22 protein-coding genes are annotated in these 23,231 nt (G+C 72.3%); 18 read left to right on the plus strand and 4 right to left on the minus strand.

Annotated elements, in window-relative coordinates; all coding sequences use genetic code 11:
* Nucleotides 1–241 precede the first annotated feature (241 nt).
* The 7 genes from DFJ66_RS34085 to DFJ66_RS34115 all read left to right on the plus strand — a co-directional run bounded on the left by DFJ66_RS34085 (nucleotide 242) and on the right by DFJ66_RS34115 (nucleotide 6,373).
* A complete protein-coding gene (locus tag DFJ66_RS34085; RefSeq protein ID WP_121227445.1) occupies nucleotides 242–850 on the plus strand; it encodes a Pvc16 family protein in 609 nt (202 codons plus the stop codon).
* A complete protein-coding gene (locus DFJ66_RS34090) occupies nucleotides 847–2,838 on the plus strand; it encodes an ATP-binding protein (RefSeq protein ID WP_121227447.1) in 1,992 nt (663 codons plus the stop codon). Before DFJ66_RS34085 ends, DFJ66_RS34090 begins: the two co-directional genes overlap by 4 nt.
* A 142-nt stretch (nucleotides 2,839–2,980) precedes the next feature.
* Nucleotides 2,981–3,673 carry an eCIS core domain-containing protein gene (locus DFJ66_RS34095; protein ID WP_121227449.1) on the plus strand — a complete coding sequence of 231 codons (693 nt, stop codon included), beginning with the start codon at nucleotides 2,981–2,983 and terminating at the stop codon, nucleotides 3,671–3,673.
* A gap of 123 nt (nucleotides 3,674–3,796) precedes the next feature.
* A complete protein-coding gene (locus tag DFJ66_RS34100; protein ID WP_121227451.1) occupies nucleotides 3,797–5,323 on the plus strand; it encodes a phage tail sheath subtilisin-like domain-containing protein in 1,527 nt (508 codons plus the stop codon).
* 15 nt (nucleotides 5,324–5,338) lie between these two features.
* A complete protein-coding gene (locus tag DFJ66_RS34105; protein ID WP_121227453.1) occupies nucleotides 5,339–5,782 on the plus strand; it encodes a phage tail protein in 444 nt (147 codons plus the stop codon).
* A gap of 4 nt (nucleotides 5,783–5,786) precedes the next feature.
* A complete protein-coding gene (locus tag DFJ66_RS34110; protein ID WP_121227455.1) occupies nucleotides 5,787–6,218 on the plus strand; it encodes a hypothetical protein in 432 nt (143 codons plus the stop codon).
* Complete coding sequence (locus DFJ66_RS34115; RefSeq protein ID WP_121227457.1) at nucleotides 6,215–6,373, plus strand: DUF6760 family protein; 159 nt, start codon at nucleotides 6,215–6,217, stop codon at nucleotides 6,371–6,373. Before DFJ66_RS34110 ends, DFJ66_RS34115 begins: the two co-directional genes overlap by 4 nt.
* Nucleotides 6,374–8,113: 1,740 nt before the next feature.
* Here the strand turns inward: DFJ66_RS34115 and DFJ66_RS42295 are convergent.
* Nucleotides 8,114–8,581: a hypothetical protein gene (locus DFJ66_RS42295; protein WP_147459426.1), complete on the minus strand. Its 468-nt coding sequence runs from the start codon at nucleotides 8,579–8,581 to the stop codon at nucleotides 8,114–8,116.
* A 46-nt stretch (nucleotides 8,582–8,627) separates the two neighbouring features.
* Here DFJ66_RS42295 and DFJ66_RS42300 point away from each other — a divergent pair, with 46 nt between their 5' ends.
* From DFJ66_RS42300 to DFJ66_RS34165, 11 genes are all read left to right on the plus strand, one after another.
* Nucleotides 8,628–8,897 (plus strand): hypothetical protein, encoded by a 270-nt coding sequence (locus tag DFJ66_RS42300; protein ID WP_147459427.1) that lies wholly within the window; start codon nucleotides 8,628–8,630, stop codon nucleotides 8,895–8,897.
* A gap of 11 nt (nucleotides 8,898–8,908) precedes the next feature.
* Nucleotides 8,909–9,340 (plus strand): phage tail protein, encoded by a 432-nt coding sequence (locus DFJ66_RS34120; protein ID WP_121227459.1) that lies wholly within the window; start codon nucleotides 8,909–8,911, stop codon nucleotides 9,338–9,340.
* Nucleotides 9,341–9,347: 7 nt separating this feature from the next.
* The gene (locus tag DFJ66_RS34125; RefSeq protein WP_121227461.1) at nucleotides 9,348–10,106 is read left to right on the plus strand and encodes a CIS tube protein; all 759 of its coding nucleotides are present in this window, start codon (nucleotides 9,348–9,350) and stop codon (nucleotides 10,104–10,106) included.
* Nucleotides 10,096–11,913, plus strand: a complete 1,818-nt coding sequence (locus DFJ66_RS34130; protein ID WP_121227464.1) for a VgrG-related protein — start codon at nucleotides 10,096–10,098, stop codon at nucleotides 11,911–11,913. Before DFJ66_RS34125 ends, DFJ66_RS34130 begins: the two co-directional genes overlap by 11 nt.
* A gap of 12 nt (nucleotides 11,914–11,925) precedes the next feature.
* Complete coding sequence (locus DFJ66_RS34135) at nucleotides 11,926–12,207, plus strand: PAAR domain-containing protein (protein WP_121227466.1); 282 nt, start codon at nucleotides 11,926–11,928, stop codon at nucleotides 12,205–12,207.
* Nucleotide 12,208: 1 nt separating this feature from the next.
* Complete coding sequence (locus tag DFJ66_RS34140) at nucleotides 12,209–12,619, plus strand: GPW/gp25 family protein (protein ID WP_121227468.1); 411 nt, start codon at nucleotides 12,209–12,211, stop codon at nucleotides 12,617–12,619.
* Nucleotides 12,619–14,559 carry a putative baseplate assembly protein gene (locus DFJ66_RS34145; protein ID WP_121227470.1) on the plus strand — a complete coding sequence of 647 codons (1,941 nt, stop codon included), beginning with the start codon at nucleotides 12,619–12,621 and terminating at the stop codon, nucleotides 14,557–14,559. Before DFJ66_RS34140 ends, DFJ66_RS34145 begins: the two co-directional genes overlap by 1 nt.
* Nucleotides 14,556–15,095 carry a phage tail protein gene (locus tag DFJ66_RS34150; protein ID WP_121227472.1) on the plus strand — a complete coding sequence of 180 codons (540 nt, stop codon included), beginning with the start codon at nucleotides 14,556–14,558 and terminating at the stop codon, nucleotides 15,093–15,095. The genes DFJ66_RS34145 and DFJ66_RS34150 overlap by 4 nt, the downstream gene beginning before the upstream one ends.
* The gene (locus tag DFJ66_RS34155) at nucleotides 15,092–16,312 is read left to right on the plus strand and encodes a zinc ribbon domain-containing protein (RefSeq protein WP_147459428.1); all 1,221 of its coding nucleotides are present in this window, start codon (nucleotides 15,092–15,094) and stop codon (nucleotides 16,310–16,312) included. The genes DFJ66_RS34150 and DFJ66_RS34155 overlap by 4 nt, the downstream gene beginning before the upstream one ends.
* A gap of 8 nt (nucleotides 16,313–16,320) precedes the next feature.
* Complete coding sequence (locus DFJ66_RS34160) at nucleotides 16,321–19,506, plus strand: DUF11 domain-containing protein (RefSeq protein ID WP_170199828.1); 3,186 nt, start codon at nucleotides 16,321–16,323, stop codon at nucleotides 19,504–19,506.
* Between the two features lie 88 nt (nucleotides 19,507–19,594).
* The gene (locus DFJ66_RS34165) at nucleotides 19,595–20,899 is read left to right on the plus strand and encodes a COG1470 family protein (RefSeq protein ID WP_121227478.1); all 1,305 of its coding nucleotides are present in this window, start codon (nucleotides 19,595–19,597) and stop codon (nucleotides 20,897–20,899) included.
* Between the two features lie 33 nt (nucleotides 20,900–20,932).
* Here the strand turns inward: DFJ66_RS34165 and DFJ66_RS34170 are convergent, their stop codons facing one another.
* Genes DFJ66_RS34170 through DFJ66_RS34180 form a run of 3 tightly spaced genes read right to left on the minus strand, consistent with a single transcriptional unit; the run spans nucleotide 20,933 to nucleotide 23,068 of the window.
* The gene (locus DFJ66_RS34170) at nucleotides 20,933–21,556 is read right to left on the minus strand and encodes a helix-turn-helix transcriptional regulator (RefSeq protein WP_121227480.1); all 624 of its coding nucleotides are present in this window, start codon (nucleotides 21,554–21,556) and stop codon (nucleotides 20,933–20,935) included.
* Nucleotides 21,557–21,615: 59 nt separating this feature from the next.
* The gene (locus tag DFJ66_RS34175; protein WP_121227482.1) at nucleotides 21,616–22,284 is read right to left on the minus strand and encodes a response regulator; all 669 of its coding nucleotides are present in this window, start codon (nucleotides 22,282–22,284) and stop codon (nucleotides 21,616–21,618) included.
* A gap of 7 nt (nucleotides 22,285–22,291) precedes the next feature.
* Nucleotides 22,292–23,068: a sensor histidine kinase gene (locus tag DFJ66_RS34180; RefSeq protein WP_246030012.1), complete on the minus strand. Its 777-nt coding sequence runs from the start codon at nucleotides 23,066–23,068 to the stop codon at nucleotides 22,292–22,294.
* Between the last annotated feature and the right edge of the window lie 163 nt (nucleotides 23,069–23,231).

Here is a 23,231-nt window from a genome sequence, read left to right on the forward strand (position 1 = left end):
CTCCGGGTCAAGACGTGAGTCGAACTCGCGACCAACCCGTGCCCCCACCACGGATCTCAATTGGTGCGGAAGGTTAGCAGTATTCGTGGAAAACGCAACGACCCCGAACTTCCGCCGAATTGCGGTGCTTTCCCCCGCAACCACCGGTGCGGGGCGGTGCCCGTGAGGGCAGGGAGGTCTGCCCGCAGGTCCGGTCGGGGTGTCGGTGTCCACGCGACGCGTCCGCCCCCACCCTGGGAGCGTGATCCACGAGGTAGACGAAGCCCTTCGGCGGATGGTCCGGGACGACGCGTTGCGCGGCACCGACGTCGAGGTGGCGTTCGACGCGCCGACCAAGGACTGGGCGGCGCGGCGGAATGCGCCCACGGTCAACGTCTACCTCTACGACCTCCGCGAGGACATGCGCCGGCGGCAGCGCGGGCTGCTCAACGACTACGAGAACGGACAGGTCGTCGCGCGCCGGCTGCCGCCCCGGTACATCAAGCTCTCCTACCTCGTCACCGCCTGGACGCAGCGGTCCGAGGACGAGCACCGGCTGCTGTCCGAACTGCTCGTCGGCTTCCTCCGGCACGAGGCCGTCCCGCCCGAGCTGCTGACCGGGAGCCTGGCCGCGCTGGAGCTGCCGGTCCCGATGACGGTGGCGCTGCCGCCGCCGGAGGACCGGGCGTTCGCCGACGTGTGGACGGCCCTCGGCGGGGAGTTGAAGCCCTCGCTGGACGTCGTCGTGTCGGCGCCCGTGGACTCGGGGCGCGTGTTCCCGGCCGGGCCGCCGGTCGAGGACGGGGTCCGGTTGGACATGGGGGGCGACTCGGTCCGGCACCGGCCCGCGATCACGCGCAGGCACTCGTGAACGCGGGCAGCCTGCCGCACCTGTTCGCCCGGCTGGCCGCGTTGGAGCGGCGCATCCGGGACGCGGTCGCGGCGCGCCGCCAAGCCGACCCGAACCCGGACGACCCGTTCCGCGGCCTCTACCTGTCCGACGAGGCGATCGAGGCGTTGCTGGCCTCCCGCCGGGAGCCGTTCGTGCCGTTCCAGGCCACCGGAACGGCGGGGCGGCTCGGCGAGCTGGCCGAGGTCGCGAAACTGTCCAGTTTGGACGTCGAGTTGCTGTTGGTGGCGTTGGCACCCGATGTCGACAGCCGGTTCGAGCAGTTCTACGGGTACCTGAACGACGACGTGACGCGCCGCCGCGCCACCGCCGGGCTCGCGTTGCGGCTGTGCGGGTTGCCGGAGGCGGCTGCGGCCGGGCGGTCGCGGTTGGACCCGGCTTCGCCGTTGGTCGCCGCCGGGTTGTTGGTGGTGGAGGACCGGGAGCGGCCGTTCCTGTCCCGCTCCTTGCGGGTGCCGGACCGGGTGGTGAACCACCTGCTGGGCGACGACCGGCCGGACGCGGCGTTGACCGGGGTGGCGCGGGTGGTGGACGAGCCCGCGGTGAGCGTGGACGTCGGGCGGTTGGTGCACGGCCTCACAGCCGGGATCCGGCTGGTGTACCTGCGCGAACGGCCCGGTGGTGGCGCCGCGGAACTGGGGGCCGCGGCGTTGCGGCAGGCCGGGTTCGAGGTGCTGGAGGTCGATGCCGCCCGGTTGCGCGGGGAGCCCGATCACGCCGAGCTGGTCAGGGCGGTCGTGCGGGAAGCGGTGTTGCGCGGGGCCGGGGTGGTGCTGGGGCCGGTCGAGGAGGAGCCGCCGTTGCGGGCCATGGGGCACCCCTCCGTGCCGCTGGTGGTGTTCGGGTCCGAGCTGTGGAATCCACAGTGGAGTGTCGACCCGCCGCTGGTGCAGGACGCGGTGGCGTTGCCGGCGGCTTCACGGGCGCAGTTGTGGCGCGACCGGTTGGGCGAGCGGCTCGCGGTCGGGGTCGATCCGGCGTCGGCGACGGCGCACTTCGTGCTGGGGCCGCAGCAGATCGCGCGGGCGGCGCAGGCCGCGTCGGTGTCGGCGGTGGTGGACGGGGGCGTGGTCACCGTCGAGCACCTGAGGGCGGGTGCGCGCGGGCAGAACGCGGCCGGGTTGCAGCGGCTGGCGCGGCGCATCGAGCCCGCGGTGTCGTGGGACGACCTGGTGCTGCCGGGGACGGTGGTCGGCCTGTTGCGGGAACTCGCGGCGCGCGCCAAGCACCGCGGCCGGGTGATCGACGAGTGGCGGATGCGGCCCGGCGGCGGGCGCGGGCGGGGCGTGACCGGGTTGTTCGCCGGGGACTCGGGCACCGGCAAGACGATGTCCGCCGAGGTGATCGCCGCCTCCCTGGGCCTGGACCTGTACACGGTGAACCTGGCGACGGTGGTGGACAAGTACGTCGGCGAGACCGAGAAGAACCTGGAGCGGATCTTCACCGAGGCGGCGGGCGTCAACGGCGTGCTGCTGTTCGACGAGGCCGACGCGATCTTCGGCAAGCGGTCCGAGGTGCGGGACGCGCACGACCGGTACGCCAACATCGAGAGCGCGTACCTGTTGCAGCGCATGGAGACCTTCGACGGGATCGCCGTGCTGGCCACGAACCTGCGGGCCAACCTGGACGAGGCGTTCACCCGCCGGCTGGACGTCGTGGTCGACTTCCCGGTGCCCGACGAGGACCTGCGGCGGGCGCTGTGGGACAAGTGCCTGGGCACGACCGTGCCGCGGACGGACGTGGACCTGGACTTCCTGGCCGGCGCCTTCGACCTGGCGGGCGGGCACATCCGCTCGGCCGCCGTCACCGCCGCCTACCTGGCCGCCGAGGCCGGGCGCGCGGTGGGGATGGCGGAGGTGGTCGGCGCGGTGGCCCGCGAGTACCGCAAGCTGGGCCGCCTGGTCGGCGCCCGGGAGTTCGGCCCCTACCTGGAGCTCGCGGCGTCCTGACCGGCCGTGCGGTGGCCGTCGGGACGTGAGTGCCCCTTCCCACTGCCCGTTCGGGCAGCCGAGACGGCCCCTGCGCGTCTTCCGGGAGCCGTGCGCGCGGGTGGATGCTCGAAGCCACTTCCGGGGTGTGAGGGGCGAAGTCATGCGCGGACACGAACACGAGGGCGAGGCCGCGTTCCGCCCGCGGGGCGACCGGCCGGAGCGCGAGGAGCACGACCTGATGGGCAAGGCGGCGGCGGCCGGACGTGCCGACGTGCTGGGCCCGGCCGGGCTGCTCGGCCTCCAGCGGGCCGTGGGCAACGCGGGTGCGAGCGCGGTGGTGGAGGAGGAGTCGCCGGTGCACGGCGTCGTCCGCTCCGGCGGCGCGCCCCTGGACGCGGGCGTGCGCGAGGACATGGAAGCGCGGTTCGGCACCGACTTCTCCGGCGTCCGCGTGCACACCGACGGCGCGGCGAGCGAGTCCGCCAAGTCCGTCAACGCCCAGGCCTACACGGTGGGTGACAACATCGTCTTCCAGAACGGCAAGTACGACCCGTCCTCGGACTCGGGCAAGCACATGCTCGCGCACGAGCTGACGCACGTCGTCCAGCAGCGCAGCGGCCCGGTCGACGGGACGGACGCCGGCGGCGGCGTGAAGGTCAGCGACCCGTCGGACCGGTTCGAGCGTGAAGCCAGCGCCAACGCCGACCGGCTCATGTCCGCGCCCGCCGCCCATCAGCACGACCACGTACAGCGCGAAGAAGAAGCCCCCGAAGAGGTGCCGGAGGAAGAACCCGCCCCGGTGCAGGGCATGTTCGTGCAGCGCCAGGACGACGAGGCCGTCGAAGAGGAGTGAGTTGCCCGTTCGGGCAGCTTTCCGCTCCCCCCGACACCGCCCGGTGGGCGTTTCGCCGCAGGGGTCACCGCAAGCAACATCGTCAGCACAGCCGGTTCCACACGCGACTTGGGAGGCAACGCAATGCCCACCTATCTCTCTCCGGGGGTGTACGTCGAGGAGGTGGAGGCGGGTGCGCGGCCCATCGAGGGCGTTGGCACCGCCGTCGCCGCCTTCGTGGGTTTCGCCGCTCGCGGCCCGTTCAACACGCCGACCCTGGTGTCCAACTGGGCCCAGTACACGCAGACCTTCGGCGACTTCCTCGAAGACAGCTACCTCGGGCAGTCGGTCTACGGCTTCTTCCTCAACGGTGGCACCAACTGCTACGTCGTGCGCATCGGCGGCGAACGCGACAACGGCAACGGCAACGGCTCCGCGCCGTCCGGCCCGCAGGCCGTCCTGGGCAGCTACCGGGTCGCCGCCAAGGAACTGGGCGCGGCCGACATCACCGTCGAGGTGGCCGACGCGTCCGGCGAGAACCCGCCCGACGACCGCTTCACGTTGCTGGTCAAGCAGAACGGCAAGGTCGTCGAGACGCACAACGTGACCACCAAGCGCACCAAGGACTACGTGGTCACGGTCGTCAAGGAGAAGTCGAACCTGATCACGATCGAGGAGACCTCCTCGGCGGCGCTGGCCAAGCCGGACAAGGGCAGCGTCACGTTGCAGGACGCGCCCGCCGCACCGCCGGTGCCGCGCAAGATCGCCGCCGACGACTACGTGGGCGACGTCGCCGACCGCACCGGGTTCGGGGGCCTGGAGGCCCTCGAAGAGGTCACCATGGTGTCGGTGCCCGACCTGATGAGCTCCTACCAGCGCGGGCTGATCACGCTGGAGTCGGTCAAGGCCGTGCAGCTGGCGATGATCGCCCACTGCGAGCTGATGGGCAACCGGATCGCGATCCTCGACCCGCCGCCCGGCCTGAACCCGCAGCAGGTCCGCGACTGGCGGCAGAACGTCGCCGGCTACGACTCCAAGTACGCCGCCCTGTACTACCCGTGGATCAAGATCTTCGACGCGGCCAGCGACGAGCACGTGTTCGTGCCGCCGAGCGGGCACATGGCGGGCGTGTGGGCGCGCACCGACGGCACCCGCGGTGTCCACAAGGCGCCGGCGAACGAGGTCGTGCGCGGCGCGGTGGCGCTGGAGACCCAGCTGACCAAGGCCGAGCAGGAACTGCTCAACCCCATCGGCGTCAACTGCATCCGGGCGTTCGCCGGGCGCGGCATCCGGGTGTGGGGCGCGCGGACGCTGTCGTCCGACCCGGCGTGGCGCTACCTGAACGTGCGGCGGCTGTTCAACTACCTGGAGGACTCGATCCTCTCGGGCACGCAGTGGGTGGTGTTCGAGCCGAACGACGACGCCCTGTGGGCCCGGATCCGGCGCACCATCAGCGCCTTCCTGGTCACGGAGTGGCGCAAGGGCGCGCTGTTCGGGCTCACCCCGGACGAGGCGTTCTACGTCAAGTGCGACCGGGAGACCAACCCGGCCGAGAGCATCGACCTCGGGCAGGTCGTGTGCGAGGTCGGCATCGCGCCGGTCAAGCCCGCCGAGTTCGTGATCTTCCGCCTGGCGCAGGTCTCCGGCGGCACCAGCCTCGTCAACGAGTAAAGGCGGTAACCAGTCATGGCCCTTCCCGACCTCGACACGTCCGTCGGCCACTCGTTCGGGCTGGAAGTCGACGGCGTCGCGATCAAGCAGATCTCCGAGGTGTCCGGCTTGAAGATGGAGCAGGACGTCATCGAGCTCAAGCAGAACACCAACGACGGCAAGTACATGATCAAGAAGCTGCCGGGTCGGCCGAAGGCGGGCGAGGTCACCCTGACCCGCGGCCTGACGGCGGACAACAGCTTCGAGAAGTGGGTCAAGGACTCGCACTTCGGCAAGATGGGCAACGCGCGCAAGGGCGGGGCGATCATCGTCTACGACTACGAGGGCCAGCCGATCAAGCGGTACAAGCTGACCAACGCGTGGCCGAAGTCGTTGGAGATCGGCACCTTGAAGGCCGGCGACACCAGCGTCCTGACCGAGAAGCTCGTGATCACGTACGAGCAGATGGAAATCGAGTGACGCCATGCGCAGGGTGATGGCCGCGGTTCCTCCTGCCGCTCCGGACGCTGCACCGGATCTCACGCCCATGCGGACGGAGTTCAACTTCGAACTGCCCCGCGGGTACGTCGACGACGCCGGCGTCGTGCACCGCACGGGCGTGATGCGCCTGGCGACCGCACGCGACGAGCTGGTGCCGCTGCGGGACGACCGGGTGCGGGAGAACGCGGCCTACCTCACGGTGGTGCTGCTGGCCCGGGTGATCGTGCGGATCGGCACGGTGACCGACGTGCACGCGGGTGTCGTGGAGAACCTGTTCGCGTCGGACCTGGCGTTCCTGCAGGACATGTACCGGCGGATCAACAGCGAGGGGCACACGCGGGCAGCGGTGGCCTGTCCCGAGTGCGGGCACGGCTTCAGCGTGGACGTCGCGGGCGGGCGCCTGGGGGAATCGTGACGTACGCGGCCGACCGCCTCCACGAGGAGGTCGCGTACGTGGCGTACCACTTCCACTGGTCGTGGGAGTCCATCTTGGACATGGAACACGCCGACCGGCTGCGGTACGTGGCCGAGATCGCGCGCATCAACACGAGGATCAGCCAGGGGCGGTGAGGACGTGAAGTGGCCGTGGCGCAGGGAAGAGGCGCCCGAACCGCCGCGCGCCGAGCCGGTGGTCCGGGGCGAGTGGCGGACGCTGCCGCCCCTCCGGCCCGTTCTCGGGGAGCACCCGTTGGTGAACCCGGTGCAGCGTTTTTCGGCGGGGTTGACGTCGTGGCAGTCGCCGGCGTACCTGGCCCCTTTGGCGCACGACGTGGCGCCGACCGAACCGTCCGGCGTGGTGGACGGGTTGCTCACCCCCCTACCCCACCCGGACCTGCCCCTGGCCACACCGCCTCGGAAGCCGCGGGGATCGGTGGTCCAACGCCTGCTCGACTTCCGCTCGGCGACACCGGAGCAGGCTGACACCCCCGCTCCGGAGCCGGCACCGGCCGAGGTCCCAGCGGGTCCTCCACCGGCGGAGCCCGAACCCGCGGCGTTGATCACAAGACCCCCGGTCACCGTGCAACCCTCGACCACCCTTGCACCACCAAGCCCACCGGCAACCCCCGCGCTGCCAACCCCTGCCCTCCCAGCGCCACCAAACCCGGCTCCTCCACAGCCGCCGACGGTCCCTCCGGCGGCCGTCCGCCGCCCACAGCCTGATCGAGCCCTCGAGCCCCCGACGCCCCGACCACCCACCGCCCAGCCACTCACGGCCCAGCCACTCACCGCCCAGCCACTCACCGCCCAGCTGCTGCCCGACTCGCCGCCCGCCACCCCCTCGCCGCCGGCCGAGCCACTTCCAGCGGCCGACGTCCCACCAGCGGCCGATCTCCCAGCTGCGGCCGACTTCCCTCCCGTGGCCGACCCCCCTCCAGCGGCTGACCTCCCTCCAGCGGCTGACCTCCCTCCAGCGGCTGACCTCCCTCTGCCGGCTGGTGCTGGAGACGCCGTTGCGCCGAGGGAGGTACCGATGGTCGATGCACGGCCGGTCGCCACACCACCCCCGATGCTCACGGTCTCCCGGGCAGTCGACCGAGCAGTCGACCCGGCCGATGCCCCAGCGGCGCCGACCACCCCGACCCTTGCCGACACCGCCGCCCCTACCGCCGGCCTCCACAACTCGCCCCTGCCCATCCCCGCCGACCGCACGTCGCCCGCAGCACCCGCACCCGGCCCCACTCAGACGGCCGCACCACCGCCGCCGCTCACCCAGCCTTCGCCGACTGCCCAGCGATCGCCGAACATCCAGCCGCAGCCGACTGTTCAGCCGGTGTCGAGTGTCAAGCCGCTGCCGACTGTTCACACTCCGCCGACTGTCCAGACGCTGCCGACTGCCCACACCCCGCCGGCTGCCCACACCCCGCCGGCTGCCCACACCTCGCCGGCTACCCCAACCACCCCGGCTGCCGAGACCCCACTGGCCGCGCCGATCACGCCGCCCGTACAGGCTCCGCTGACCGCCCAGGTCCCACCTGTCACCCGGGTTCCGCAGGCGGCCGACACCATCCAGACAGCCAAGTCGGCACCAGCCGCCCAACCCCTGCCAACCGCACCCACCGTCCAGACCTTTCCCACCGCGCCGACTCCACCAGCCTCCGGGACCTCCCACACCGCACCGACCTTGCAGACCTTCCCGACCTCACAGGCCGCACCGACCTCACAGGCCGCACCGACCTCACAGGCCGCACCGGCCGCACCAGCCGCACCGGCACTGCCGTCGATCCCGGCTCGTTCGACCGCTCCCATCACCTCCGCCGATCCACTCGCACCGGCCGGACTCACCGCCTCCACCGCACCAGCCACACCCGTTCAAAGGTCACCGAGCTCGCCGACCACTCCAGCCGCGCCCGGCGCACCCGCCTCGGCCGGTGTGTTCTCCGCGCCCGACGCACTGGCCGCGCCCGACGCACCGGCCGCGGCCGGCCTGCTTGCCGCGTCCGAGGTGTTCGTCGCACCCGAAGTCCACCCTTCGCCTGCCGCGACCAGTGCGCCGGTGGTTTCGGGAGCGCCGGTGGTTTCGAGAGTGCCCGTGGTCGGTAGTGCGCCGGTCGTCGCGCGGGTGGCGGTTGAGTCGGTTGTGCCGACGTTGGGTGGCGGTGCGGCCTCGCCGGTCGAGAGCGGGCGGCGGGTGGGGTTGGGGGTGCCTCGGGTTGGGGGGATGTCGAGCGGTCCGCCGCCTTCGGTGCAGCGTGTGGCCTCTACCAGCGCGGAAGTGGGTGGGCCGGTGCCGGGGATGGCATCGGTCTCGCGCGTGCCGGGTGAGCGGGCTGCGCGCACGACTCACCTCGGGTTGGGGGAGCCGGGTCTGCGGCTGGGGCCGGCGGTGGTGCAGCGGACGGAAGTGGTGGGTGCCGAAGAGCCTGCATCGGTGCCGCAGACGCCGGAACCGCAGCCGGCAGCTACAGCAGAACTGCAGCAACCTCCGCAGCAGCAACAAGCCCAGCAACAGCAGCAACAAGCTCAACAGCAACAACCGGGCGTGGAGCCTGAGGAGTTGCTCAAGAAGCTCTACGACCCGCTCCTCCGCCGCCTCAAAGCCGAACTCTGGCTCGACCGCGAGCGCCGGGGCCTGTTGACCGACCGGTGGCACTGAGAGGGAACGCGATGGCTGACGTGGAAGAGGCGGTTGCCGTGTGTTTCGTCGTGCGCATCGACGACGAGAGCCTCGGGTCGTTCAACTCCTGTGACGGGCTCGGGGTGGAGTTCACCATCGAGCAGCGCGAAGAAGGCGGCAACAACGGGATGGTCTGGCAGCTCCCCACCCGCATCAAGTACTCCAACGTCAAGCTGTCCCGCCCGGTCACCAAGGACAGCGCCAAGATCATGAAGTGGATCGCGGGCATGGCGGCCGGCATCGCGCGCAGGACCGCGGTCATCGAGGCCCGCACGCTCGAAGGCACGGTGGTCGCGAGCTGGGCGCTCTCCGGCGTGGTGCCGGTGCGGTGGAGCGGACCCCAGCTCTCCGCCGACTCCCCGAAAGTGGCCACCGAGACGCTGGAACTGGCCCACCACGGCTTCCTGAGCTCGGCGAGGTGAACCGACAGTGGCCTCCCCGATCACCTTCACCTCCGCCGGGACCAGCGGCGCGACCTCCTACGCCGCCCCGACGAACCTCCAGAAAGCCACCCTGGCCGTCCACGAACCACCCAAGGCCGGCGGCGCGGCCAAGCCCGGCGGGTGGCTCTTCGACATCGCCTTCCAGTTCAACCCCAAGGAGCTGACGCTCACCAAGAACGCCAAGTGGGAGCGCAGCCGCCAACCCAACAACGCCAAGTCCGGCCCACCGGAGTTCAAGGGACCGGACCCGTCCAAGCTCACCCTCGAACTGTTCCTCGACGCCACCGAACGCATGGACGACAGCGTGGTCAAGAAGGTGGAACAGCTCTTCGCCTGCTGCGTCCCGACCCAGGACAGTCGCCAGCACGGCAAGGGCTCGCCACCGTGGGTGATCTTCAAGTGGGGCGGCATGACGGGCTTCCCGTCCTACGTCTCCACCGTCACCGCCAAGTACACGCTGTTCACCCCCGCCGGCACGCCGGTCCGCGCCGTCTGCACGGTCAACCTCGAAGAGATCTCCGGCGAGCACGGTGGCCAGAACCCGACCTCGGGCGCGCTCGCCGCCCGTGACTCGCACGTCCTGGTCGCGGGCGACACCCTGCAATCCCTCGCCTACAAGGCCTACGGCAACGCCGAGATGTGGCGGGAGATCGCCGAGGCCAACGACATCGACGACCCGATGCGCCTGCGCCCCGGCACGCGCCTGCTGGTGCCCGCGTTGGAGGAGATCCGCGATGGCCAATGAGAGCTTCGCCAACTCCCTCGTCGTGGAGGTCGAGTCCGCGCCGCTGCCCGAGGACGTCAAACCGCTGCTGACGCACGCCTTCGTGGACGACAGCCGCAACCTGCCGGACGTCTTCGTGCTGCGCTTCCGCGACCCGGGCCACGTCGTGCTGGAGAAGGGGAAGTTCAAGGTCGGCGCCAAGATCGCCCTCAAGGTCCAGACTTCCGACCCCGGCGGCCCGCAGCTGCTGATGAGCGGCGAGATCACGGCCGTGGGCGTCGAGCTGGACAGCGGCGGCACGTTCACCGAGGTGCGCGGCTACGACCTGGCGCACCGGCTGTTCCGGGGCCGCCGCACGGCCGCCTACCCGAACATGACCGTCTCGGACATCGTCCGCAAGGTCGCCCAGCGCGCCGACATCCCGGCCGGCGAGATCGACGACGTGAGCGGCTTCAGCGGCAAGCCCAACACCCAGGTCAGCCAGGACAACGTCAGCGACTGGGAGTTCCTGTCCCGCCTGGCGGGCGCGGTCGGCGCGCAGATCGCCGTGGTGGACGGCAAGCTGAACTTCCAACTGCCCGACAAACCCACCAGCGCGCCGGAGCGCAACGCCAAGGCCAAGACCAACCCGCTGGTGCTGGAGATGCACCGCAACCTGCTGTCGCTGCGGGCCGCGGTCACCGCCGCCGAGCAGGTGCCCGAGGTCCAGGTGCGCGGCTGGGACTTCGAGAACAAGAAAGCCGTCACCGCCACCAAACCGCCCGAGATGACCGGCACGGAGATCACCGGCGTCAGCCCGGCGGACCTGGCCGGGAAGTTCGGCGCACCACCGTTCCTGGCCACCGGCCCGTTCCGGGGTCAGGGCGAGGTGAACGCGGTCGCCGCCGCCCTGAGCACCCAGCTCGGCGGTGCGTGCGCGGAGCTGGCCGGGGTCGCCCGCGGCAACCCCAAGCTCAAGGCGGGCACGGCGGTGGCGCTGACCAACATCGGCGACCCGTTCGCGGGCAAGTACACGCTGACCAGCACCCGGCACCTGTTCGCCGAGCAGGTCGGCTACACCACGGAGTTCACCGTCTCCGGCCGCCAGGAGCGCTCCCTCTACGGGCTGGCCAACAGCGGCCCGGCGCAGGCGAAGAGCGGCGGCCTGGTCCCCGCGCTGGTCTCCGACATCCGGGACCCGGCGAAGCTGGGCCGGGTCAAGGTCACCTTCCCCTGGCTGGCCGACGACTTCACCAGTGGGTGGGCGCGGACCGTGCACACGGGCGCCGGCAAGGAACGGGGTTCGCTGGTGCTGCCCGAGGTCGGCGACGAGGTGCTGGTGGGCTTCGAGCACGGGGACTTCGACTCGCCCTACGTCCTCGGCGGCCTCTACAACAGCAAGGACGTCACGCCCCAGCTCACCAAGGACCCGGTGGACGACGGCACCGGCGAGGTCACCACCCGCGGTTTCGTGTCCCGCAAAGGGCACAAGGTCGAGTTCGTGGAGGACGAGGGGATCGTCGTCTCCAGCGGTGACGGCAAGTTCGTCGTCAAGCTCGACCAGAAGAACCAGGTGGTCGAGGTGACCAGCGGCCAGACCGTGACCATCAAGGCGCAGAACGGGGTCACCATCGACTCCGGCACCGGCCCGCTGGAGCTCAAGGGCCAGAAGATCACCGCGCAGGCCCAGGCCGACGTCGAGGTCAAGGCCGGCGCTCAGCTCAAGCTCAACGGCACGTCCGGCGCGAAGCTCGAAGGCGCGATGGTCTCCGTGGCCGGACAGGGCCAGACCGAGGTCACGGCCAGCGGCGTGCTGACCGTGCGCGGCAGTCTCGTGAAGATCAACTAGGGGGAGGCGGACATGCCGGCAGCGGCGAGGGTGGGCGACCCCACCGGGCACCCCGGGGTCGTCGGGCCGCCGGGCGTGCCGACCGTGCTCATCGGCGGGATGCCGGCGGCGGTCGTCGGCAACCCGCACATCTGCTCGTTCCCCGGACTGCCGCCGCACCCGCCGAGCGCGCTCGTCCCGCCGGGGTGCCCGACCGTGCTCATCGGCGGCCGGCCGGCGGCGCGCATGGGCGACATGTCCGCGTGCGGCGCCCCGGTCGTCATGGGCTGCCCGACCGTCATGATCGGAGGGTGACGTGGACTTCGTCGGACGGGGCCTGGCCTTCCCGGTGCACACCGACGCCACCGGCTCGGTGGCGCTGGTCGGCGGCGACCGCGAGGTCGTGGAGAGCATCCGCCTGATCCTGGCCACCGCGCCGGGCGAGCGGCCGATGCGCCCGGAGTTCGGCTGCGCGATCCACGACCTGGTGTTCGCGCCGGCCGACGCCGCCACGGCGGGCCGGATCGCCTACGAGGTCCGGATCTCCCTGGAGCGCTGGGAACCGCGCATCACGCTCGCGGACGTGTCGGTCGGCTTCGACGAGGTCGACCAGGGGACGCTGCTCATCGACATCCGGTACGCGCTGCGCGGCACCAACGACCCGCGCAACCTGGTGTTCCCCTTCTACGTCATCCCGCCGCACGATGCCGACGAGGAGGGCGCCTGATGTCGATCCCCGCGCCGAACCTGGACGACCGCCGCTTCCAGGACCTGGTGGACGAGGCCAAGCGCCGCGTCCAGCAGCACTGTCCGGAGTGGACGGACCACAACGTGTCCGACCCCGGTGTCACGCTGATCGAGGCGTTCGCGCACATGGTGGACGAGCTGCTCTACCGGCTCAACCGCGTGCCCGCACTGCACTACCTGCGGTTCCTGGACCTCATCGGGGTCAAGCTGTTCCCGCCCACGGCCGCGCGCGCCGAGGTCACCTTCTGGCTGTCCGCGCCGCGTGAGGTGCCGGTGGTGGTGCCGTTGGGCGCTCAGGTCGCCACCGAGCGCAGCGAGATCGAGGACCCGGTGGTCTTCACCGTGGACCGCGAGCTGTCGATCGTGCCGTGCGAGCTCAAGCACCTGGTCACGGCCACGGCCGACCCGAACGTGCCGCCCGCGGACCGCACGGACGAGCTGCGGGACGGCAAGTCCCCGGAGTGCTTCAGCGACCCGCCCGCACCCGGCGACAGCGTCCTGTTCGGGCTGTCGGACGCCGTGCCGGGGTGCGCGGTGCTGCTGCGGGTCGAGGCGCACGCGGAGGGTCGGGGCGTCGACCCCCGCCGCCCGCCGTGGGTGTGGGAGGCGTGGAACGGCACGGGGTGGACCGCGTGCGAGGTCGACCGCGACTCCACGGGCGGCTTCAACAAGCCCGGTGACGTGGTCGTGCACGTGCCGCGCACGCACACCGCGTCCGTGATCGCCCGGCAGCGCGCGGGCTGGTTGCGGTGCCGGGCCGTGGAACCGGCGCCCGAGGCGGCCTTCTACCAGAAACCGCCGAAGCTGCTGGCCGTCACCGCCGCCACCATCGGCGGCACCACCGACGCCACCCACGCCGACATCGTGCGCAACGAGACCATCGGTGTGTCGGAAGGCGTTGCGGGACAACGGTTCGCGCTCACCCGCACACCCGTGGTGGTGGACGAGGGCGCGCTGGTGGTCGAGGTCGCCACCGCCGACGGCTGGGAGCAGTGGACCGAGGTGCGGACCTTCGCCGAGTCCGGGCCGCGCGACCGGCACGTGGTGCTGGACCGGGTGGGCGGCGAGGTGATCTTCGGGCCGGCGATCCGGCAGCCCGACGGCAGCGTGCGGCTGTTCGGCGCGGTGCCGGCGAAGTCCGCCGCGATCCGGGTGCCCGAGTACCGCACGGGCGGCGGGCTGCGCGGCAACGTGGCCCGCGGGCTGTTGCAGGTGCAGCGGGACCCGGTGCCGTTCGTCAGCTCGGTCACCAACCGCGAGCCCGCGAGCGGCGGCGTGGCGGGGGAGTCGGTGCAGGACGCGTCCCTGCGCGGGCCGCTGGTGCTGCGGACGCGGGACCGGGCGGTCACCGCCGAGGACTACGAGCTGCTGACCCGCGAGGCCGCGCCCGAGATCGCCCGCGTGCGGTGCGTCCCGGCCGGGCAGGGGACGCCCGCCGTCCGGGTGCTGGTGGTGCCCGCGGTCGGGGTCGGCGAGGAAGCCGATTTCGGGGCGCTGCAACCGAACGCGGAGGTGCGGCAGCGGATCGAGCGGTTCCTGGACGAACGCCGTTGCATCGGCGCCCGGGTGTCGGTCGAACCGCCGTACTACCAGGGCGTCACGATCGTCGCGCAGCTCCGGTCGCGCGCCGGGACCCCCGAGGACGTGCTGCGGACGCGGGCGGTGCAGGCGTTGTACGAGTACTTCAACCCGATCAGCGGCGGACCGGACGGCGACGGCTGGCCGTTCGGACGGCCCGTGCAGTCCGGCGAGGTCTACGCGGTACTGCAACGGGTTCCGGGCGTCGAGCTGGTCGAGGACGTCAAGCTGTTCGGCGCGAACCCGGTCACCGGCGAGCGCGGCAACGCCGTGCCGAGGCTGGACCTGCCGCCCAACGGCTTGGCGTTCTCCTACGGCCACCAGGTGCGGGTGACGCGATGAGGACCGGCGGACCCACTCTGCCCACACCGCACCCGCTGGCCGACCGGCTGCCCGCGGTGTACCTGGAGGACGACTTCACGCAGCGGTTCCTGGCCGCGCTGGACGAGGTGCTGGCCCCGGTGTTCACCGCGCTGGACGGGTTCGCGGGCTACCTCGATCCGAAGGTGGCCCCGGAGGACTTCCTGGACTGGCTGGGGCACTGGGTGGCGCTGGACGTGGGCGAGGGCTGGTCGGTGCTGCAACGCCGGGCGCTGGTGGCCAACGCCGTGCAGCTGCACCGGTGGCGCGGCACGCGGCGCGGGCTCATCGCGCACGTGCGGCTGCTGACCGGCGGACAGGTGGAGGTCGTGGACAGCGGCGGCTGCACGTCCTCGGACCGGCCCGGGGTGCCGCTGCCGGACACCGGTCCGGCGCGGGTCGTCGTGCGGGTGCGGGTGGCCGACCCGGGCGCGGTGGACCGGGTGCGGCTGTCGGCCGCGATCGCCGCCGCGGTGCCCGCGCACGTGGTGGTGGAATTGGAGGTCGGGGGACTGTGATCGTCTGTGCGCAGTGCGGGGAGCGCAACGCCCGGGGTGCGGAGTTCTGCGGGTCGTGCGGCACCTACCTGGAGTGGGAACGCACCCCCGCGGCCCAACCGGTGCCGAACCAGCCGCAGGGCAGGCCCGGGTGGAACGGGCCGGGGCACGCCGCACCGCACCCGAGGCCGGCGTGGAACCCGCCGCAACCGCCGCCGGGCTGGGGCGGGCCGGGCCAGAGCGGCTCCGGCCGACCGGTGCCCCCGCCGGGGTGGGGTGGGCCGGGCCGGAGCGGTTCCGGTCAGCCGGCGCCGCCCCACGGTCCGCCGCCGGGGTGGGGTGGGCCGGGGCAGAGCGGGTCCGGCCCGCCGGTGCCGCCACAAGGGCCGCCGCAGGGTCCGCCGCCGCAGCAGCCGGGGGCCATGCAGCCCACCGACGAGCGCCGCACCCCGCCACCGCCGCGCCCGCAGTACACCGAGCGCCGCCAACCCCAGCCCGGTGACCTGATCTGCGGCCAGTGCGGCGAGGCCAACCCGCCGACCCGGAAGTTCTGCTCCCGGTGCGGCGAGAAGCTGGCCGACGCCCAGGTGGTGCCGGAGAAGTGGTGGCGGCGCTTGTTCCCCCGCCGCGAGCCCGCCAAGGCCGGCACCCGCCACCGCAGGCGCGGTTCGGTCGGCCGCACGGTCGGCCGGGTGCTGCGCTGGTCGGTCGTGGTCGCCCTGCTCGGCGGCCTGGGCCTGTACGGCCTGCACGGCCAGTTCCGCGGCGCCGTCAACGGCCAGGCCACCGGCCTCGTCCGCACGGTCAAGGACTGGTTCAGCAACGAGGCCAAGCCGATCCGCCCCAACGACGTCACGGCCAACGTCGCCAGCCCCGGTCACGAGCCGAAGCTGGCCGCCGACAACAACACGGCCACCTACTGGTCCGCGCCCCTGGAACCGACCCCACCGGCGCTGGTGCTCGAGTTCGACCACAAGGTGGACCTGGCGCAGGCGCTGTTCCTGGTCGGCATCCCCAACGCGTTCCAGACCGCGCACCGCCCCGACAAGGTGCACCTGGTCTATTCGAACGGCAAGACCCAGGACCTCAACCTGGTCGACCTGCCCGAGCCCAAGGCCGTGAAGCTGGAGGGCGCGCAGGGCGTCGAGTGGGTCGAGGTGCACGTCGAGACGGTGCACCGGTCGTTGCAGGGCAACGAGGTCGCCATCTCCGAGATCGAGCTCTTCACGGTGGAATGAGGCACAAGGTGATCGGACGGACGAGCAGGACGACCGCGGTGGCCCTGGCCGGCGTACTGCTGGGCACAGCCCTGCTCGCCGACCGCCCGACCGCCACAGCCCAACCCGAACCGCTCAAGCCCTACCGGATCGGTTTCAGCCGGGCCGTGCCGGACGAGGCCGGCGACCTGTGGAGCACCGACTCGCGCGGCGGCAACCCGCTGCCGACCACGACCGGTGGCTCGCCGCACGACACCGACCCCGCGTACTCGCCGGACGGCACCCGGATCGCGTGGACCTCCACGCAAGGCGAGGGAAGGGTGGTCAAGGTCGCCAACGCGGACGGCACCGGCCAGCGCACCCTGCGCGGCGCGGACCCGACGTGGTCCCCGGACGGCACCCGGCTCGCCGTCACCTACGAGAACGAAGTCCGCATCCTGCGCGTGTCCGACGGGGCCTTGCTGGACACCATCCCGTTCCCCGACCACATGACCGGCTACGACAGCCAACCCGCGTGGTCGCCGGACGGGCGGGGGATCGCGTTCACACGCGACACGCGGGCCGTCGAGGTCCCACTGGTCCACCCGCGCTCGGTCGGCGGATCCACCCCGCTCGGCGGCGAGTTCACCACCAGCGCCACCCTGCGCACCCCGGAGGTCCCGGCCCGCCCGGAGATCATGTTCCTGCTGGACACCACGTTCTCGATGGACACGGCCGTCCGCGCCGTCCGCGCCAACCTGGTCGACGCCATGCGGCAGATCGCGGAGAAGGAACCGCTGGCACGCTTCGGCATCGCCGCCTACCAGGACGCCTCGGACGGCGAGTCCCTGCGCTACCAGCCGGCCACGGCGATGACGACCCGTGAAGAGGTCAAGAAGATACTGGAGGACAAGGACAAGCTCGTGATCGGCGACGGCGGCGACGACCCCGAGGACTGGTTCAACGCGCTGCACCGGGTCACGCAGGACGGGATCTTCACCCAGCCGGGCACGAGCCGGATCGTGGTCGTCGCCGGTGACGCGGCCAGCCACAACTCCCCCGACAAGTGCGGCGACTACTACGGCCCGAACAACTGCGAGGCCGACTACCCGTACTGGGAGGAGTCCCGGATCGAGCGGGAGCTCAAAGCCCTCGGCATCCACCTGGTCGCGGTGCCCGTGGTGCCCCCCGCCCCCACCGTCCCCGCCGCCGCCGCCGAAGTGCCGGGGCTGAACGGCCGGGAGCAGGCGTCCCGGCTCACCGACGCCACCGGCGGCGTGCTCACCGAGGGCTATCGGCCCGACCAGATCGTGGCGGGCATCCGGCACGGCATCTCGCGGTTGCCGGTCACGGTGACCCCGCAGGCGTACTGCCCTGACGGCGTCTCCATCGAGTTCACCCCGCCGTCCGCGACCGTGCCGGGCAACACCGACGTGACCTTCCAGGAGACCGTGCGGCTGGACCCGCCCGAACCCGGCATCGCCGCGGTCGGCGACCGGGACGAGTGCCGGGTGGAGTTCCTGTTCGACGGCGCCCGGCCCAGTCGGCCGCACAACCAGACGATCCGGGTCACCGAGGTCGCCGGCGGGAACCCGACCGTCGTCGTCAACGGCGACACCGTGATCAGCCAGAACGGCACGCCGGTCGCCGTCCCGTTCACCGCCGCCGCCAAGACCGCGGACGGCGAGCCGCTCGTCCCGACCTGCGACGCCACGCCGGGGCAGCTGTTCCCGGTCGGCGTCACCACCGTCACCTGCACCGCACGCGACGGCACGCGCAGCAGCACCGCCAGTGCGCCGGTCGGGGTGTTCGTCCCGGAGTCCCGGGACACCCGGGACATCTGGTTCGTCGACCTCTCCGGACCGGTGCGGCAGATCAACCTGTCCCGGCTGTTCGCCGCGGAGTGCGCGCGCGACGACACGTCCCCCGCCTGGTCACCGGACGGCGGCCGGCTGGTGTTCACGCACGCGGACCGGTCGCTGTGCGTGGCCGACGCGTCGGGCGCGAACGCCCGGCGGATCTTCACCGCGGACCTCTGCCTGGACTCGCCCGCGTGGTCGCCGGACGGGGCGCTCATCGCGTTCGACCAGTGCGCGGGCGAGTTCGGCGCGAGCCGCATCTGGCAGGTCTCGCCGTCCGGCGGCCCGGCGACCGTGCTGGTCCAGGACCCGGACGCGGACGTCGGGGTGGCCGCGTTCCAGCCGTTGGCCGACCTCGTCGTGGTGGGTGCGGTCGCGCCGGCGGCCATCCCGTTCGAGGGCACGACGACCGTCCGGTTCACCGTCACCAACGCCGGTCTCGCGCCGACCACGCCGACTATCACCCTGTCCGTCCCACCGGGGCTCCGCGTCGAGAACGTCACCACCACCGCGGGCACGTGCGACGACACGGTCTGCGCGCCGGGGCGCCTCCTGCCGCGCGAGCGGGTCGAGATCCGGGTGGTGGTCACCGGGACCGCGGCCGGCAGTCAGGTGGTCGCGGCCGACGCGGGCCAGGACGTGAACCCGGGCGACAACGCGGCGCGGGTGACGATCCGCGTGGCCGACCCGATCAAGCCGCCCGCCAACCCCGGTTCCCTGTCGATGGCCGTCGCCGCGCTGCCGCAGGAGAGTTTCGTCGGCGGTGACGACATCGTGCTGTCCTACAAGGTCCGCAACGGCGCGGGGGAACCCATGACGGACGTCCGCGTGGTCACCTCGCTGCCACCGCAGCTGGCCCCGCCCAAGGCCGTCTCGCCGGGCTGTGCCGCCGACGGGTCGGTGTGCGTGATCGGTGTGCTGCAACCGCTCCAGGAGGTCGACGTGCGGATCACGTTGCCCGCCAAGGCCGCCGTGGACACCACCGCGGGTGGTTCGGTGCTCGGTGTCGGGCCGGACAACAACGCCGGCGACAACACCGCCGTGGCGAAGGTCGTGGTGCGGCAACCGAAACTGACCGTCGACCCGCTCGTCGGGCCGGGCGGGTTCGTGCCGCGCACCACCGGCACCGGGTTCCCGCCCGGCGGCACGGTGAAGCTGGCCTGGACGGTCGGCATCTCCGCCACGCCCGGCACGGTGTCGGTCAAGGACGACGGCACGTTCGACGCCCAGGTCCTGGTGTTCGAGAACGACCAGGTCGGGCCGCGCGAACTGGCCGCGACCGCGGAAGCCGGGCCGGGCTTCGCGGCCGTGCGCTCCAACCCGTTCCTGGTCGTCCCGAAGTCCCTGCAACCACCCGACTTCGTCGGGCGCGGCTGAACGGCTGCCCGTAGGGGCAGCACGCCACGCACCGGCCCCCACCCCTCCGACTCGTCCTCTCCGACCGCTTCTCGAACAGGATTACGACATGGGCGCTACCGCGACGCTGTCCGCCACGGGTCTGTCCGTGGAGCCGGGCTCCGAGGTCACGTGCACGGTCGTCGTGCGCAACACCGGCCAGCTGGTCGACCAGTTCACCGTGGACGTGGTCGGCGACGCCGCGGGCTGGGCCGCGGCCGAACCCGCCGCGGTGAACCTGGTGCCGCAGGCCTCCGAAACGGTCACCGTGCGGTTCGCGCCACCCAGGTCCGCGGGCGTGCCGGCCGGGCCGGTGCACTTCGGCATCCGCGTCACCTCGCGCGAGGACCCGTACGGGTCCGTGGTCGAGGAGGGCGTGGTCGAGGTCGGCGCGTACACCGACCTGAGCGCGGAACTGGTGCCCGGCAAGGTCGAGGCGGGCCGCCGCGGCAAGTACGAGCTGGCCGTGGACAACGTGGGCAACCACCCGGTGGGCGTGCGCTTCACGCCCAGCGACCCGGACGGCGAGCTGGACTTCAAGCTGGACCGCCCGCAGGTGCTGCTCGCGCCCGGCACGGCCGCGTTCGTCAAGCTGGTGGTCAAGCCGCACGACACGTTCCTGCGCGGCCAGCCGCAGTCCAAGCCGTTCCGGGTGGAGGTGCTGCCCGACGTGGGCACCCCGCTGGTGGCGGACGGCATGTTCGTGCAGCGCCAGCTGCTGCCCAAGTGGCTGCTGCCCGCACTGATCGCGTTGCTGGCACTGGCACTCGCGTTGGGCACGCTGTGGTTCACCGTGCTGCGGCCCGCCGTCAAGTCCGCCGCCCGCGAGGCCGCGACCCAGCAGGCCGCCGAGGTCAAGGCCGCCGCCGACCGCGCCGAGGAGAACGCCGGCGCGGCCAAGCAGGAGGCGGAGAAGGCCAAGGGCAACTCCGACCGGGCGATGGAGGCCGTGGGCCTGGACCCCGGCGCGCCACCCGGGTCGCAGCCCACCGGCACGCCACCGGTGGCCAAGCAGCAGGCCGGTGAGCCGACGGACTTCCGGGTCGCGGCCGACGCGGCGATCGTGGGCAACGCGGACCAGTTCACCGACTTCGTCTTCAGCCCGCCGGAGGGCAAGACCCTGCGGATCAGCGACATCGTGCTGCAGAACCCGCGCGGCGACACCGGCACCATCCGCGTCCTGCGCGACGCGGGCGGCTCCCGCAGCGGCATCCTGGAGGTCGGCCTGGCCAACTTCCGCGACCTGGACCGCCACTACGTCGAACCGCTGCGGTTCAAGCCCGGCGAGAAGGTCATCGTGTCGGTGAGCTGCCAGAACCCGGCCGAGAAGGGCAACTGCAAGCCCTCGGTGTCCTTCTCCGGCCGGGTGGAGTGAGCTGGGTGGGCCGCAGGACAGCGGCCCACCCACCTAGATCAAACCCTCACGCAAGGCGAAGGCCACCGCGTGCGCTCGGTTGCGCAACTGGAACCGGTTGGTGATGTCGTGCAGGATGCTCTTCACGGTCCGCTGCGAGTAGCACAGCTTCTCGGCGATCTCGCGGGTCTCGAAGCCGTCCGCGATCAGGCGCAGCACCTCGGTCTCCCGGTCGGACATGCCGGCCATGGTCCAGCCGTTCGGGTTGAGCACGTTGCGCTGCAACCTCGACACCCGGTCCAGCAGCCGGCCCAGCAGGTCCGGCGGCAGCGCGCCCTGGCCCGCCGCGGTCGCCTTGATCAAGCGCACCAACGTGTCGGGCGTGGCGTCGGACCTGCGGATCACCGCCGACACCCCGGAGCTGACGATGTTCAGCAGCTCCGGGTCGGCGATGTCACCGGCCACCAGCACGATGTTCGGACTGCCCTGCACCTGCAGCCGGCGCAACAGCTGCTGCGCGGGTCCGTCCAGCTTCTCCAGCACCACCAAGGCGACCGGCGCCGGCTCGTCCGGCTCGACCAGCCGGATCTCCGGCCGCGACCGCAGAGCCGCGGTCACCCCGGCCCGCGTGATCGAGTCCGCCGCGTGCAGCACCACCGCGATCTGCTCACCGTTCATGCTCGGCTCCCCAGCCTCGAAGTCCCTCGACCATGGTCGCGACTCGACGTGTCCCGGCACTATGGGCGGGTTGTCCCGACCTGTCCCGGGTCGTCGCCCAAACCGGCTTCCTTGGCCCGGGACACCGCCTGCGCGCGGTCGGCGACGTGCAGCTTGCGCAGGATGTTCGACACGTGGTTGCGCACGGTCTTGGGGCTGAGCACCAGCACCCGAGCGATGGCCGCGTTGCCCCGCCCGTCGGCCATCAGCCGCAGGACCTCGCGCTCCCGCGTGGTCAGCTCCGGGAACGCCTCGGGCTTGGCCCGCCCGCCCGTGCCGAAGTAGGCCAGCAGCCGCACCGCGATCCCCGGGCTGAAGATCGCCTCGCCCTCCGCGACCGCCCGCACCGCGCGCACGATCTGCTGCGGCTTGGCGGCCTTGAGCAGGTAGCCCAACGCGCCCGCGCGCATCGCCGCGAACACCGACTCGTCGTCGTCGAACATGGTCAGCACCAGCACCCGCACGCTCGGGTCCCGCGCCACGATCCGCCGGGTGGCCTCGACCCCGCCCAGGTCGGGCATGTTCAGGTCCATCACCACGACGTCCGGCTTCAGCGTGCCCGCCAGCTCGACGGCCATCTCCCCGCCGGACGCCTCGCCGACCAGCTCCACATCTGACGCGGCGGTCAGGGCGGCGGCGAGCCCGTAGCGGAACAGCGGGTGGTCGTCCACGAGCAGCGCCCGCAGCATCTCCCGCTCACACCCCACCCGCGACCGGGAGGTCCGCCGCCACGCGCGTGCCCCCCGCCGCGGCGTGCTCCATCGCCCAGGTGCCGCCCACCTCGCGGGCGCGCTCCCGCATGGAGCTCAACCCGATCCCGTCACCCCCGCGCGGGCACGCGCCCACGCCGTCGTCCACGACCTCGACGTGCAACCCGCCCGCGCACCACAGCCGCACGACGCAGTGCCGCGCGCCCGCGTGCCGGACCACGTTGGTCAACGCCTCGCACACGATCCGGTAGGCCGCGACCTGCACCGCCACCGGCAACTCCGGCAGGGTGCCCGCGACCTGCACGTCCACCCGCACGGGGTGCCGGTCCGCCAGCGTGGCCACGTGCGCCCGCACCGCGCCCGCCAGCCCCAACCGGGCCAGCTCGGCGGGGTAGGCACCCGCCGCCAACCGCCGGATCTCCCCGACGGCGTGGTGCACCTCCTCCTCCAACCGGGCGAGCAGCGGTCCGGCCGACGCCGGGTCGTGCCCCAGGAGGTGCCGGGCGGCCCGCAACCCCAGCGCGACCGCCGCCAACGACGGCCCCAGCCCGTCGTGCAGGTCCCGCAACACCCGGCGCCTGACCTCGTCGGCCGCGTCGGTGGACACCGCGATCCGGGTCCCGGCGGGCTCGGCGGGCATCGCGCGTCGCCCGGCGGGTTCGGTGGGCAGCGTGATCGGGTGTCCGGCGGCGTCTGCGGACAGCGCGGGCGGGCGTCCGGCCTCGTCGGCCGCGTCGGTGGACACCGCGATCTCGCGACGCATGTCCCCTCCCCCGGTGCCGACCGCTCGGGCTCCGTCGCCTCGACCGTGAAGTCGTTCGGATGTCGGACGTCGTTTCAAGCAACCCGCCAGGTTCCCACGTTCGAGGGAACCGGTTGCTCCACTGGTGACGGAATGACGTATCACAGCGGCGGTTGTGTGCTCC

It is taken from the genome of Saccharothrix variisporea, from assembly GCF_003634995.1.
Taxonomy (GTDB): Bacteria; Actinomycetota; Actinomycetes; order Mycobacteriales; family Pseudonocardiaceae; genus Actinosynnema; species Actinosynnema variisporeum.

Excerpts from the sequence above, each read along its gene's own strand:
- DFJ66_RS34100 (WP_121227451.1), top strand. The coding sequence starts at position 3,797 with ATGCCCACCTATCTCTCTCCGGGGGTGTACGTCGAGGAGGTGGAGGCG.
- DFJ66_RS34170 (WP_121227480.1), bottom strand. The coding sequence starts at position 21,556 with ATGAACGGTGAGCAGATCGCGGTGGTGCTGCACGCGGCGGACTCGATC.
- DFJ66_RS34180 (WP_246030012.1), bottom strand. The coding sequence starts at position 23,068 with ATGCGTCGCGAGATCGCGGTGTCCACCGACGCGGCCGACGAGGCCGGA.
- DFJ66_RS34120 (WP_121227459.1), top strand. The coding sequence starts at position 8,909 with ATGGCTGACGTGGAAGAGGCGGTTGCCGTGTGTTTCGTCGTGCGCATC.
- DFJ66_RS34145 (WP_121227470.1), top strand. The coding sequence starts at position 12,619 with ATGTCGATCCCCGCGCCGAACCTGGACGACCGCCGCTTCCAGGACCTG.
- DFJ66_RS34095 (WP_121227449.1), top strand. The coding sequence starts at position 2,981 with ATGCGCGGACACGAACACGAGGGCGAGGCCGCGTTCCGCCCGCGGGGC.
- DFJ66_RS34130 (WP_121227464.1), top strand. The coding sequence starts at position 10,096 with ATGGCCAATGAGAGCTTCGCCAACTCCCTCGTCGTGGAGGTCGAGTCC.
- DFJ66_RS34135 (WP_121227466.1), top strand. The coding sequence starts at position 11,926 with ATGCCGGCAGCGGCGAGGGTGGGCGACCCCACCGGGCACCCCGGGGTC.
- DFJ66_RS34105 (WP_121227453.1), top strand. The coding sequence starts at position 5,339 with ATGGCCCTTCCCGACCTCGACACGTCCGTCGGCCACTCGTTCGGGCTG.
- DFJ66_RS34150 (WP_121227472.1), top strand. The coding sequence starts at position 14,556 with ATGAGGACCGGCGGACCCACTCTGCCCACACCGCACCCGCTGGCCGAC.
- DFJ66_RS34175 (WP_121227482.1), bottom strand. The coding sequence starts at position 22,284 with ATGCTGCGGGCGCTGCTCGTGGACGACCACCCGCTGTTCCGCTACGGG.
- DFJ66_RS34165 (WP_121227478.1), top strand. The coding sequence starts at position 19,595 with ATGGGCGCTACCGCGACGCTGTCCGCCACGGGTCTGTCCGTGGAGCCG.
- DFJ66_RS34110 (WP_121227455.1), top strand. The coding sequence starts at position 5,787 with ATGCGCAGGGTGATGGCCGCGGTTCCTCCTGCCGCTCCGGACGCTGCA.